The following is an 11,500-nucleotide window of genomic DNA, read 5'->3' on the forward strand; positions in this document are numbered from 1 at the left end:
GGGGAGGGAGACGAGCCATGCGGCTTCGGTCCTGGAAAGCACGGAGCAAGAGGGCACTGGTCGCCGCCGCCCTCACCACGACGGTCGTGAGCGGCACCGCGGGCTGGGCCCTCGGCAATGAACAGCAGCCGCTCACGGGACCGCCGCCCGGCACCGCTTCCTGGCGCGCCGACCACACGCTGGGACTGAGCCTGCCGGACCCGGCGACCGCGTCCCCCGCCCAGGTCGCCACGTTCTTCGACTCGTTGAGCGATACGCAGCGACAGAAGCTGGTGGACCGGCACCCCTCGGTGGTCGGCAACCTGGACGGCGCGCCCACGGCCCTTCGGTACGAGGCCAACTCCCGCTCCCTGAAGGCCGAGCGCGCCCGCGAGCAGGCCCGGTCGACCGACCCCGACCTCACCCTGCAGGACCACGAGCGGGCCCGCTCCCTGGTCACCCGCTATGACGAACTGCTCACCCCCGGCCGTCAAATACTCGCGTTCGACCCGCGAGGGCGCGGCCAAGTGGCCGAGGTGTACGGGGACCTGACGGCCGCGCGGCACGTCTCGGTCGTCGTGCCGGGATCCGACATCGACCTGAGCTCCTTCGACCGCGCGCACGACAAGTACGGCACACCGGCAGGCATGGGCCACGCCCTGCGCACGGCGGCCGACGACCGCACCGCCGTGGTGGCCTGGGTGGGGTACACCACCCCGGTCGGCCTCGGCCCCGATGCCGCATCGGGACGGCTCGCGAAGGCGGGCGCGCCCCGTCTGGCGCGCTTCGTGCAGGGCCTGACGGCGTCCGGGACCCCGCGGCCCGCCGTGTTCTGCCACAGCTACGGCTCGGTGGTGTGCGGACTCGCCGCCCCCGACCTGCCCGCGGCCGACCTGGTGGTGCTCGGCTCCCCCGGCATGCGCGCGGACAGCGTCACCGATCTACACACCGACGCCCGGGTGTGGGCCGCCAAGAACGACAGCGACTGGATAGGCAAGGTCCCGAACGTCGAGCTGTTCGGCCTCGGCCACGGCGAGGACCCGACCGACGCCGACTTCGGCGCGCGGCGCGTCCCGGCGAACAAGGCCACGGGCCACACCGGCTACTTCGCCCCCGGCACGGACTCCCTGCGGGCCTTCGCCCGCATCGCCGACGGAGACCCGTCCACCGTCGACGCCCGACCCATCGGAGACCGGACATGAGCCTTCCCACTCTGAGCGGACTGCGCACGGCCGCGTCCGCCATCGACGCCAAGACCCCGGCCCATCGCGACCGGGCCATCGACGGGCTGCGCGCCCTGGCGCTGCTCGCCGTGCCGACCGGGCACTGGCTCCTGGGCGGTTTCACCCTCGACTCCGGGGGCGCGCTGCACAATGCGAGCCCGCTGGCCTCGTTCGGCTTCTTCGCGCCCGTCAGCTGGGTGCTGCAGATGCTGGGCATCTTCTTCCTCGTGGGCGGCTATGCCTCCGCGCTGTCGTACCGACGGGCGGTGGCGCGCGGCGAGTCCACGGGTGGCTGGCTGCGCGGACGCGTCGCGCGGCTCGGGCGGCCGGTCCTCGGCGTGACGGCCGTGTGGGCGGCGATGATCCCGGTGCTGTACGCGATGGGAGTGCCGGGCACGACGCTGCGCACCGGCTCGACGCTGGTCATCCAGCCCTTGTGGTTCGTCGGCGTCTACACCGTGATCACGGCACTCACCCCATGGTGCATACGCGCCGCGGAGCGGCTCAAGGGCTGGGCCGCGGTGCCCCTGATCGGGTCGGTGGCCGTCGTGGACTTCCTGCGCTACGGGCCGTTCGCGGACGCCATGCCCTCCTGGCTGAGTCTGCTGAACCTGCTGCCGGGCTGGATGTTCGCCTATCAACTGGGCGTCTGCTGGAGCGAGAAGAAGCTGGGCAGGCGCGGCGTGTGGCTGCTGCTCCTCGGGGGTACGGCGCTGTTCGCCACGCTGCTTCTCGCCTTCCACTACCCGGGGTCGATGGTCGGTGTCCCCGGCGAGGCCCGGACGAACTCGCACCCGCCGTCGCTGCTCGTCCTGGCCCTCGCCGCCGCGCAGAGCGGCGCGGCGATCCTGCTGCGGGACCGCATAGGCAGGCTGCTGCGCAGGCCCGCACTGTGGGCGCCGGTCGTCGTGATCAACCTGTCGGCGATGACGATCCTGTGCTGGCACCAGACGGCACTGCTCGCCGCGGCTGTCCCCGGCTCGTTCCTCGGCACGGTGCCGGGGCTGACCTCGAGCCCCGACACGCTCGCCTGGATAGCCGCCCGGATCGCCTGGCTCCCGGTCCTTGCGGCACTGCTGGTGCTGATAGGCCGCTACGCCCGCGGCTTCGAGGCCCCGTGGAAGCGTGCGACACATGCGCGCCGTGCCCTCGCCGGGCTCCTGGCGGCCAGCTTCGCGGTCTTCGCCCTGGGGCTCGCGTGAGCGCCGGGGCGGGCGGGCGTCGCTACTCCCGGCCCACCGAGGTGAACGTCATGTCGGCGTAGCGGTCGCCCGCGACGGATGCGGAGATCGGGGCGAGCAGGGCGAGTTCGCTGTCGGTGAGGGTGATGCGGGTGGCCGCGGTGTTCTCCTCGACGCGGGTGCGCTTGCGGGTGCCGGGGATCGGGACGACGGGGAGGCCGTGGACCGTGGCCTGCTGCTGCACCCAGGCCAGGGCGATCTGGCCGAGGGTGGCTCCGTGGGCGGCGGCGACGGTGCGGACGGGGTCGAGGAGCGCGGCGTTGGCGGCGGCGTTGGTGCCGGTGAAGCGGGGCAGCTGGCGGCGGAAGTCGTCCTCGCTGAGTTCCTTGTCGGCGTTGACGAACGAGCCGGTGAGGAAGCCACGGCCGAGCGGCGAGTAGGGGACGAGGGCCACGCCGAGGTCGGCTGCGGCGGGGACCACGCTCCGTTCGATGTCGCGGCTGAAGAGCGACCACTCCGACTGGACGGCGGCGATGGGGTGGACGGCGTGGGCGGCGCGCAGTTCGGCGCCGGTGACCTCGCTCAGGCCGAGGTGCTTGACCTTGCCCGCGGCGACGAGTTCGGACAGCACGCCGACCGTCTCCTCGATGGGCACGTCGGGGTTGCGGCGGTGCATGTAGTAGAGGTCGATGACGTCGGTGCCCAGGCGGCGCAGGCTGGCGTCGACGCTGGAACGGATGTAGGAGGGGGTGTTGTCGATGATCCGCTTGGTCGGGTGGGCGGGGTCGATGGACAGGGCGAACTTGGTCGCGAGGACGATCTGGTCGCGGTGGGCCTTGATGAAGGGAGCCAGGAACTTCTCGTTCTCGCCCATGCCGTACACGTCGGCGGTGTCGTAGAGGGTGACGCCCAGTTCCAGGGCGCGTTCCAGGGTGGCCCTGGCCTCGCCGGTGTCGGTGGGGCCGTAGGCGAAGCTCATGCCCATGCAGCCCAGGCCCTGGACGCCGACCTCGGGCCCTTCGGTACCGAGCCGGACCCTCGTCGCGATGCGCTGAGCCACGGCGCCGCCGACCGCGCTCCCGGCCACCGCCGTGCTCCCTGCCTCCCTGCTGCCGGTCTCCGTGCTCCTGGCCGTCGTGCTCTCGGTCGTCGTGCTCTCGAACGTCATGCTGGGGATCGCCTTCGATATATCGGTCGTCATGCGGTGTCAGGGCCTTTCCGACGCCCGTCGGGCGCCCGCGTATGTGTCGATCTTGTGGTCGAGGACGGCGAGGGTGTCCTGCAGCTCGGCTATCCGTGTGCGGACGTCGCGCCGGGTCTGCTCCAGGAGTTCCTGGCGCTCGGCGAAGGTGTGCTCGCCCTCGCGGACCAGTTCGGCGTAGCGGACCATGTCCGCCACGGGCATCCCGGTCAGGCGCAGTTTGCCGACGAGGGCGAGCCAGCGCAGGTCGCGGTTGCGGTACCGGCGCTGGCCGGTGTGGGAGCGGTCGATGTGGGGCATCAGGCCGATCCGCTCGTACCAGCGCAGGGTGTACGCCGTCAGGCCGGTGAAGGCGACGACTTCGCTGATCGTGTAGTGGTCCTGGCCGTCGGGGCGCGGCGGCTCGGCCGGGTCCGAGTGGCAGAGGGCCGTCGCGTCGGCAGCGGAGGGGGCTGGGACTGGGGCAGGTACGGGGGCTGGTGCGAGCGTGGTGTCCATCACCGTCATGATCCACACGCTAGAACCTTGGAGTGCGCTCCAAGCAAGCGGATTCGAGGTAATCCGGAAGACGTCCCGCTCCTTGGTCACTAGCGTGCGGGGCATGAGTGAAGCGCGTCGTGCCACGCCGGAGGATGCCGGGGAACTGCTCAGACTGCGGCAGGTGATGATCGACTCCGTGTTCGGCAGCGGTCCGCCCGGTGGGTCGGACACCAGTTGGCAGGCCGAGTCGGAGGCCACGGTGCGGCGGCGGCTCGGGGAGCCTGAGGGGGATTTCGTGGCGTTCGTCGTCGATCACCCCGAGCGGCCTGGGCGGCTCGCGGCGCTTGCGGTGGGCACGATGGAGTACCGCATCGGGCGCCCGGGCAATCCGCACGGCAGGGTCGGTCATGTCTTCAGCGTCGCCACCGATCCGGAGCAGCGGCGTCGCGGGTATGCGCGGGCGTGCATGGAGGCGCTGCTGGACTGGTTCAGGGAACGCGGTGCGGGCAACGTGGATCTCAACGCGTCGGTCGAGGCGGAGGCGCTGTACGTCTCCCTCGGGTTCGTGCGCAAGCGCGACCCCGCGATGCGGCTGAACCTCTAAGCGGCCTTGTGGAAGTCCGGTGCGGTTCGGGTGCGCCCCGAAGGGGCGCGGGGAACTGCGCGACCAGCCACGACGCACCCGCAGATGTGGACCGTACTTCCCGCGGAGCGCTTAGCGGGGCCAGTGGGCCTGCGCCACCCCCATGCGCTCCGGCCCACCGGCCAGGCCCTAGGCTCGGGGGCATGCAGAGCCTGGCGTTGATCGAGAACTGGCCGGTCCCGACCGCGGCGGCCGCCGTGGTCCGTGCGGACGGCACGGTCGTCGGATCCCATGGACCCACGGGGCAGCGTTTCGCCCTGGCCTCGGTCACCAAGCCGCTCGCGGCGTACGCGGCGCTGGTCGCGTACGAGGAAGGGGCGATCGAGCTCGATGAGCCCGCCGGGCCCGAGGGGTCGACGGTGCGGCATCTGCTCGCGCACACCAGCGGGCTCGCCTTCGACGAGCACCGGGTGACGTCGGCGCCGGGGACGCGGCGGCTGTACTCGAACGCGGGCTTCGAGGTGCTCGGGGATCACATCGCCAAGGCGACGGAGATCCCGTTCGGGGAGTATCTGCGTCAGGCGGTCCTCGAACCGCTCGGCATGACCGCGACCGCGCTGGAGGGCGGGGCCTCGCCCGCCAAGGACGGTGTGTCCACCGTCGACGACCTGGTCAGGTTCGCCGCCGAGGTGCAGGCGCCGCGGCTGCTGGACGCGCGGACGGTGGCGGCCGCGATGACGGTGACGTACCCGGGCCTGAAGGGCGTGCTGCCGGGGTACGGGCACCAGAATCCCAACGACTGGGGCCTCGGGTTCGAGATCCGGGACTCCAAGTCGCCGCACTGGACGGGTGGTTCGTCCTCGCCCCGTACGTTCGGGCACTTCGGGCAGGCCGGTACGTTCCTGTGGATCGACCCCGACGCGGGGGTCGCGTGTGTGGCGCTGACCGACCGGCCCTTCGGGCCGTGGGCCGTCGAGGTGTGGCCCGCGTTCACCGACGCGGTGCTCGCCGAGGTGCGCGGCTGAGCGGTTGGCGGCCACTCGCCGTGGCGGGCGATGATTCGCCGCCGACTGACCGTCCTCGGGGGCTGATCGCTCCCCCAAGCTCTCAACCCCATTCGAGCAGGGGGCACCCCCCTCGCGGCGGAGCCGCACATGTCAGAGCCCCGCGCCCCTATGGGGCGCTTGTCATCTCCCAGATCAGCAGCTCCGTGGCGCCTGAAGCCACGCCTTCCAGGCCCGCTTCCCCGCTGATCCGCGCCGAGTCCCCCGGCCTCAATCGGTCGTGGGCCAGGGCCAGTTCGCCGTGCACCACATGGACGTACATGAACGGAGCGTCCGGGAGTGCGAAGCGCTCCCCCGTCGCCAGGCGCCGTACGTGCAGGAGCGCGCCCGCGGCCGGGACCGCGTAGGGGGTGGAGTCGGCGATTCCGTGCACCACCTCGTAGGACGGTTCGCCGCCCGGTGAGAGCGGGGCGAGCCACATCTGGACGAAGACCAGCGGCTCCGCGCCGTCGTTGCGTTCCACGTGGCGGACGCCGCCGCCCGCGGAGAGGCGCTGCACGTCGCCGGGTCCGACCCGCGACTCATGGCCCGCCGAGTCGCGGTGGGTGAGCTCGCCCGCCACCACCCAGGTCACGATCTCGGTGTGGCTGTGCGGGTGTTCGTCGAAGCCCGCGCCTGGTTCGAGTCGTTCTTCGTTGCAGGCCAGGATCGCGCCGAAGCGGAGGTTGCCGGGGTCGTAATGGGGACCGAAGGAGAAGGCGTGGAAGGACTCGATGCCGGCCGCCGCCTCCCCGCCGCGGTACCGGTCGCCGGAGCGCCGTACATCAATCACGCCCCCCACGTTAGCCCCGGCACCGCATGTGCCCGCCCCGATAAGGCAGTCTTGTCCCCGTGCCCGAACCCTCAGCGAACGAAGCCCATCAGGAGCCCGAGCCGGGGTCCCGCCAGGACGCCCGCCGTACCCCCCACGCGCACGCCGCGACCCTGAAGCGCCTGGAGAAGTCGTCCGGCAGCCTCGCGGCGCAGGCCATCGCGCGCATGGACGAGACGCTGTCCTGGTACCGGGCGATGCCGCCGGAGAACCGGTCCTGGATCGGCCTGGTCGCACAGGCCGGTATCGCCGCGTTCACCGAGTGGTTCCGGCACCCGGACGCCCCGCAGGCCATCTCGACCGACGTCTTCGGCACCGCGCCCCGCGAGCTGACCAGGGCGATCACCCTGCGTCAGACGGTGGAGATGGTGCGTACGACGATCGAGGTGATGGAGTCCGCGATCGACGAGGTCGCGGCCCCCGGCGACGAGTCCATCCTCCGCGAGGCGCTGCTCGTGTACGCCCGCGAGATCGCCTTCGCGACCGCGCAGGTGTACGCGCAGGCCGCCGAGGCACGCGGTGCCTGGGACGCCCGGCTCGAATCCCTCGTCGTCAACGCCGTCCTGTCCGGGGAGGCCGACGAGGGCGCCGTCTCCCGTGCGGCCGCGCTCGGCTGGAACTCCCCCGAGCATGTCTGCGTGGTCCTCGGCACCGCTCCCGACGGCGACAGCGAGCTCACCGTCGAGGCCATCCGCCGGGCCGCCCGGCACGCGAAGCTGCAGGTCCTGACGGGTGTGCTCGGTGACCGCCTGGTCGTCATCGCGGGCGGCAACGACAATCCGCTGGCGGTCGCCAAGGCGCTGATCGGGCCGTACGCCGCGGGGCCCGTGGTGGCCGGACCGATCGTGCCCGACCTGCTGGCCGCCACCCGTTCCGCGCAGGCGGCGGCCGCCGGACTCAAGGCGAGCGCCGCCTGGCAGGATGCCCCGCGGCCGGTCCTCGCGGACGATCTGCTGCCGGAGCGGGCCATGGCGGGGGATCCGGCGGCCCGCGAGCAACTGGTGGAGGAGATCTACAGACCACTGGAGGAAGCGGGCTCCGCGCTCCTGGAAACGCTCAGCGTTTATCTGGAACAGGCGAGCAGCCTCGAAGGCGCCGCCCGCATGCTCTTCGTGCATCCCAATACCGTGCGCTACCGGCTCCGACGTGTGACTGACGTCACCGGTTGGTCACCTTCCGATGTGCGCTCCGCGTTCACGCTGCGCATCGCGTTGATTCTGGGACGGCTGGCCGACGGCGATCCTCAATCGTAGGATTTTGTCGGCCCCCTACAATTCCCCCAGCCGTTCTTCGTCCCTGTCCCCACGGGCGGCTCGTGCCGTCCACAAGAGAGAGTGTGAGAGTGCTCGTACTCGTCGCTCCCGGCCAAGGCGCTCAGACGCCCGGCTTCCTGACCCCCTGGCTCGACCTCCCCGGTGCCGCCGACCGGCTCGCCGCCTGGTCGGACGCCATCGGGCTCGACCTTGCCCACTACGGCACGCAGGCCGACGCGGACGCGATCCGCGACACCTCCGTGGCCCAGCCGCTGCTCGTTGCGGCCGGTCTGCTCTCGGCCGCGGCACTGGGTGACATCACGCCCGGCGCCGTCGCGGGACACAGCGTCGGCGAGATCACGGCCGCCGCGTACGCCGGTGTGCTCACCGAGGACGACGCGCTCCGCTTCGTGCGCAAGCGCGGCCTCGCCATGGCCGATGCCGCCGCCGTCACGGAGACCGGCATGGCGGCGCTGCTCGGCGGCGACCCCGCCGTCACCGTCCCGCACCTGGAGAAGCTGGGCCTGACCCCGGCGAATGTGAACGGCGCGGGCCAGATCGTGGCCGCGGGCACCCTGGAGCAGCTCGCCGCCCTGGCGGAGGACAAGCCCGAGGGCGTGCGCAAGGTGGTCGCCCTGAAGGTCGCGGGCGCGTTCCACACGGAGCACATGGCACCCGCCGTGGCGAAGCTGGAGGAGGCCGCAGCCGGCCTCACCGTCGCCGACCCGCGGCTCACCTACGTCTCGAACCGCGACGGCAGGACGGTCGACACCGCCGCCGACGTGATCTCCCGCCTGGTCGGCCAGGTCGCCAACCCGGTCCGCTGGGACCTGTGCATGGAGACCTTCAAGGAGCTCGGTGTGACCGCGCTGATCGAGGTGTGCCCCGGCGGCACCCTGACCGGTCTCGCCAAGCGCGCGCTGCCGGGCGTCAAGACGCTCGCGGTGAAGACCCCCGACGACCTCGACGCGGCCCGCACGCTCGTCGCCGAGCATTCCTGAGCGAGACAAGGAGCCGTAGCGCATGTCGAAGATCAAGCCCAGCCAGGGCGCCCCGTACGCGCGGATCATGGGCGTCGGCGGCTACCGGCCCACCCGTGTCGTGCCGAACGAGGTCATCCTCGAGACGATCGACTCGTCCGACGAGTGGATCCGGTCCCGCTCGGGCATCGAGACCCGCCACTGGGCCTCCGACGAGGAGACCGTCGCGGCGATGTCCGTCGAGGCGTCCGGCAAGGCCATCGCGGACGCGGGCATCACGCCCGAGCAGATCGGCGCCGTGATCGTCTCGACCGTCTCGCACTTCAAGCAGACCCCGGCGATCGCCACCGAGATCGCGGACAAGGTCGGCGCGGGCAAGCCCGCCGCGTTCGACATCTCCGCGGGCTGTGCGGGCTTCGGCTACGCGCTGACCCTCGCCAAGGGCATGGTCGTCGAGGGCTCCGCCGAGTACGTCCTGGTCATCGGCGTGGAGCGGCTGAGCGACCTCACCGACCTGCACGACCGTGCCACGGCGTTCCTGTTCGGTGACGGTGCGGGCGCCGTGATCGTGGGCCCGTCCAAGGAGCCGAAGATCGGCCCGACGGTCTGGGGCTCGGAGGGCGACAAGTCCGACACGATCAAGCAGACGATTTCCTGGGAGGAGTACCGCGAGGGCTCCCCCGACAAGTTCCCTGCCATTACGCAGGAAGGCCAGGCGGTCTTCCGCTGGGCCGTGTTCGAGATGGCGAAGGTCGCCCAGCAGGCGCTGGACGCGGCCGGAATCACCGCGGACGACCTGGATGTCTTCATCCCGCATCAGGCCAACGAGCGGATCATCGACTCGATGGTGAAGACTCTGAAACTGCCGGAGCACGTCACGGTGGCCCGTGATGTGCGCACCACCGGCAACACCTCGGCCGCCTCGATTCCGCTCGCAATGGAGCGGCTCCTGGCGACCGGCGAGGCGAAGAGCGGCGACACCGCGCTCGTCATCGGCTTCGGGGCGGGTCTCGTGTACGCCGCCACGGTCGTTACCCTCCCCTAGGCAGCACGTTCGGAATCATCCGATCCGCACGGCTCACGCCACACCCTCTGGATACATAAGAAGGAGCGCCAACATGGCCGCCACTGAGAAGGAGATCGTCGACGGTCTCGCCGAGATCGTCAACGAGATCGCCGGCATCCCCGTCGAGGACGTCCAGCTGGACAAGTCCTTCACCGATGACCTGGACGTCGACTCGCTGTCCATGGTCGAGGTCGTCGTCGCCGCCGAAGAGCGCTTCGACGTCAAGATCCCGGACGACGACGTCAAGAACCTGAAGACGGTCGGCGACGCGACCAAGTACATCCTCGAGCACCAGGCCTGACCGAGCCGTGCTCAGTCGCCACCCGGCGGTGGCGCCGCTGATCCCCTCAACACCGTGGAGAAATTTCCTGTGAACTCGACCAATCGCACCGTGGTCGTCACCGGTATCGGCGCAACCACACCGCTGGGTGGTGACGCAGCCTCGACGTGGGAGGGGCTGCTCGCCGGCCGCTCCGGCGTCAGCCTGCTGGAGCAGGACTGGGCGGCCGAGCTGCCCGTCCGCATCGCCGGTCAGATCGCCGTGGAACCCGGCGAGATCATCCCGCGCCCGCAGGCCCGCAAGCTGGACCGCTCGGCGCAGTTCGCGCTGATCGCGGCGAAGGAGGCGTGGGCCGACGCGGGTTACACCGCCAAGGCGGGCGAGGACACTTCGGTGGACCCGAACCGCCTGGGCGCGGTCATCGCCTCCGGCATCGGCGGCGTGACCACGCTGCTCGACCAGTACGACGTGCTCAAGGAGAAGGGCGTACGCCGCGTCTCCCCGCACACCGTGCCGATGCTGATGCCCAACTCCCCGGCGGCCAACGTCGGCATCGAGCTGGGCGCCCACGCGGGCGTCCACACCCCGGTGTCGGCCTGCGCCTCGGGCGCCGAGGCCATCGGCTACGCGATCGAGATGATCCGCACCGGCCGCGCCGACGTCGTCGTCGCGGGCGGCACGGAGGCGGCGATCCACCCGCTGCCGATCGTCGCGTTCGGCAACATGATGGCGATGTCCAAGAACAACGACGACCCGCAGGGCGCCTCGCGTCCCTACGACGCCGACCGCAACGGCTTCGTGCTCGGCGAGGGCGCCGGTGTGATCGTCCTCGAGTCCGAGGAGCACGCCAAGGCCCGCGGCGCGAAGATCTACGCGGAGGCCGTCGGCCAGGGCATCTCGGCCGACGCGCACCACATCACGCAGCCCGAGCCGTCCGGCAACGGCATCGCCGCCGCGCTGCAGAACCTGCTCGACACGACGGACCTCAAGCCGGCCGAGATCGTGCACGTGAACGCGCACGCGACCTCGACCCCGCAGGGCGACGTCGCCGAGATCAAGGCGCTGCGCAAGGCGTTCGGCGACGACGTCGACCACATGGCGATCGCCAGCACCAAGTCGATGACGGGTCACCTGCTCGGTGGCGCGGGCGGCGTGGAGACCGTGGCCACGGTCCTCGCGCTCAAGAACCGCATCGCCCCGCCGACGATCAACATCGAGAACCTCGACCCCGAGGTCGACGCCGATGTGATCCGCGACGAGGCCCGCCCGCTGCCCGAGGGCAGGATCGCGGCGCTGAACGACTCGTTCGGCTTCGGCGGCCACAACGTCGTCCTGGCGTTCCGGAGCGTCTGACCCGGCCGTACGTACGTGACGCGAAGGGGCCCCACCGATTCGGTGG

General features: G+C 71.3%; 12 protein-coding genes. 9 read left to right on the forward strand and 3 right to left on the reverse strand.

All coding sequences use genetic code 11. The annotated features are described in order from the left end of the window. The first annotated feature begins 17 nt into the window (after nt 1-17). Both ACFWZ2_RS06570 and ACFWZ2_RS06575 read left to right on the forward strand, forming a co-directional pair. Nucleotides 18-1,181: an alpha/beta hydrolase gene (locus tag ACFWZ2_RS06570; RefSeq protein WP_384542733.1), complete on the forward strand. Its 1,164-nt coding sequence runs from the start codon at nt 18-20 to the stop codon at nt 1,179-1,181. Continuing rightward, nucleotides 1,178-2,404, forward strand: coding sequence for an acyltransferase (locus ACFWZ2_RS06575; RefSeq protein WP_384542736.1), 1,227 nt, complete (start codon nt 1,178-1,180; stop codon nt 2,402-2,404). Before ACFWZ2_RS06570 ends, ACFWZ2_RS06575 begins: the two co-directional genes overlap by 4 nt. Before the next feature lie 22 nt (nt 2,405-2,426). Here the strand turns inward: ACFWZ2_RS06575 and ACFWZ2_RS06580 are convergent, their stop codons facing one another. Then, nucleotides 2,427-3,368 carry an aldo/keto reductase gene (locus ACFWZ2_RS06580; protein WP_384542794.1) on the reverse strand — a complete coding sequence of 314 codons (942 nt, stop codon included), beginning with the start codon at nt 3,366-3,368 and terminating at the stop codon, nt 2,427-2,429. 222 nt (nt 3,369-3,590) lie between these two features. After that, complete coding sequence (locus tag ACFWZ2_RS06585; protein WP_384542739.1) at nt 3,591-4,091, reverse strand: MerR family transcriptional regulator; 501 nt, start codon at nt 4,089-4,091, stop codon at nt 3,591-3,593. A 94-nt stretch (nt 4,092-4,185) separates the two neighbouring features. Here ACFWZ2_RS06585 and ACFWZ2_RS06590 point away from each other — a divergent pair, with 94 nt between their 5' ends. Beyond that, complete coding sequence (locus ACFWZ2_RS06590; protein WP_384542742.1) at nt 4,186-4,668, forward strand: GNAT family N-acetyltransferase; 483 nt, start codon at nt 4,186-4,188, stop codon at nt 4,666-4,668. 182 nt (nt 4,669-4,850) lie between these two features. Beyond that, the gene (locus ACFWZ2_RS06595) at nt 4,851-5,672 is read left to right on the forward strand and encodes a serine hydrolase domain-containing protein (protein WP_384542745.1); all 822 of its coding nucleotides are present in this window, start codon (nt 4,851-4,853) and stop codon (nt 5,670-5,672) included. A 148-nt stretch (nt 5,673-5,820) separates the two neighbouring features. Here ACFWZ2_RS06595 and ACFWZ2_RS06600 read toward each other — a convergent pair whose 3' ends face one another. Next, nucleotides 5,821-6,483 carry a pirin family protein gene (locus tag ACFWZ2_RS06600; protein ID WP_384542748.1) on the reverse strand — a complete coding sequence of 221 codons (663 nt, stop codon included), beginning with the start codon at nt 6,481-6,483 and terminating at the stop codon, nt 5,821-5,823. 59 nt (nt 6,484-6,542) lie between these two features. On the opposite strand from ACFWZ2_RS06600, the gene ACFWZ2_RS06605 reads away from it, so the two are divergent. From ACFWZ2_RS06605 to fabF, 5 genes are all read left to right on the forward strand, one after another. Further along, nucleotides 6,543-7,775, forward strand: coding sequence for a PucR family transcriptional regulator (locus tag ACFWZ2_RS06605; protein ID WP_384542751.1), 1,233 nt, complete (start codon nt 6,543-6,545; stop codon nt 7,773-7,775). A gap of 89 nt (nt 7,776-7,864) precedes the next feature. Next, a complete protein-coding gene (locus ACFWZ2_RS06610) occupies nt 7,865-8,776 on the forward strand; it encodes an ACP S-malonyltransferase (RefSeq protein WP_384542753.1) in 912 nt (303 codons plus the stop codon). A 22-nt stretch (nt 8,777-8,798) separates the two neighbouring features. Next, nucleotides 8,799-9,800, forward strand: coding sequence for a ketoacyl-ACP synthase III (locus ACFWZ2_RS06615; RefSeq protein WP_384542756.1), 1,002 nt, complete (start codon nt 8,799-8,801; stop codon nt 9,798-9,800). Between the two features lie 73 nt (nt 9,801-9,873). Beyond that, on the forward strand, nt 9,874-10,122 hold the full coding sequence (locus ACFWZ2_RS06620; protein WP_030358543.1) for an acyl carrier protein: 249 nt from the start codon (nt 9,874-9,876) through the stop codon (nt 10,120-10,122). 69 nt (nt 10,123-10,191) lie between these two features. After that, on the forward strand, nt 10,192-11,454 hold the full coding sequence (gene fabF / locus ACFWZ2_RS06625; protein WP_384542759.1) for a beta-ketoacyl-ACP synthase II: 1,263 nt from the start codon (nt 10,192-10,194) through the stop codon (nt 11,452-11,454). Nucleotides 11,455-11,500 lie beyond the last annotated feature (46 nt).

The organism is Streptomyces sp. NPDC059002 (assembly GCF_042740435.1).
Taxonomy (GTDB): Bacteria; Actinomycetota; Actinomycetes; order Streptomycetales; family Streptomycetaceae; genus Streptomyces.

Excerpts from the sequence above, each read along its gene's own strand:
- ACFWZ2_RS06570 (WP_384542733.1), top strand. The coding sequence starts at position 18 with ATGCGGCTTCGGTCCTGGAAAGCACGGAGCAAGAGGGCACTGGTCGCC.
- ACFWZ2_RS06575 (WP_384542736.1), top strand. The coding sequence starts at position 1,178 with ATGAGCCTTCCCACTCTGAGCGGACTGCGCACGGCCGCGTCCGCCATC.
- ACFWZ2_RS06580 (WP_384542794.1), bottom strand. The coding sequence starts at position 3,368 with ATGGGCATGAGCTTCGCCTACGGCCCCACCGACACCGGCGAGGCCAGG.
- ACFWZ2_RS06585 (WP_384542739.1), bottom strand. The coding sequence starts at position 4,091 with ATGACGGTGATGGACACCACGCTCGCACCAGCCCCCGTACCTGCCCCA.
- ACFWZ2_RS06590 (WP_384542742.1), top strand. The coding sequence starts at position 4,186 with ATGAGTGAAGCGCGTCGTGCCACGCCGGAGGATGCCGGGGAACTGCTC.
- ACFWZ2_RS06595 (WP_384542745.1), top strand. The coding sequence starts at position 4,851 with ATGCAGAGCCTGGCGTTGATCGAGAACTGGCCGGTCCCGACCGCGGCG.
- ACFWZ2_RS06615 (WP_384542756.1), top strand. The coding sequence starts at position 8,799 with ATGTCGAAGATCAAGCCCAGCCAGGGCGCCCCGTACGCGCGGATCATG.
- ACFWZ2_RS06620 (WP_030358543.1), top strand. The coding sequence starts at position 9,874 with ATGGCCGCCACTGAGAAGGAGATCGTCGACGGTCTCGCCGAGATCGTC.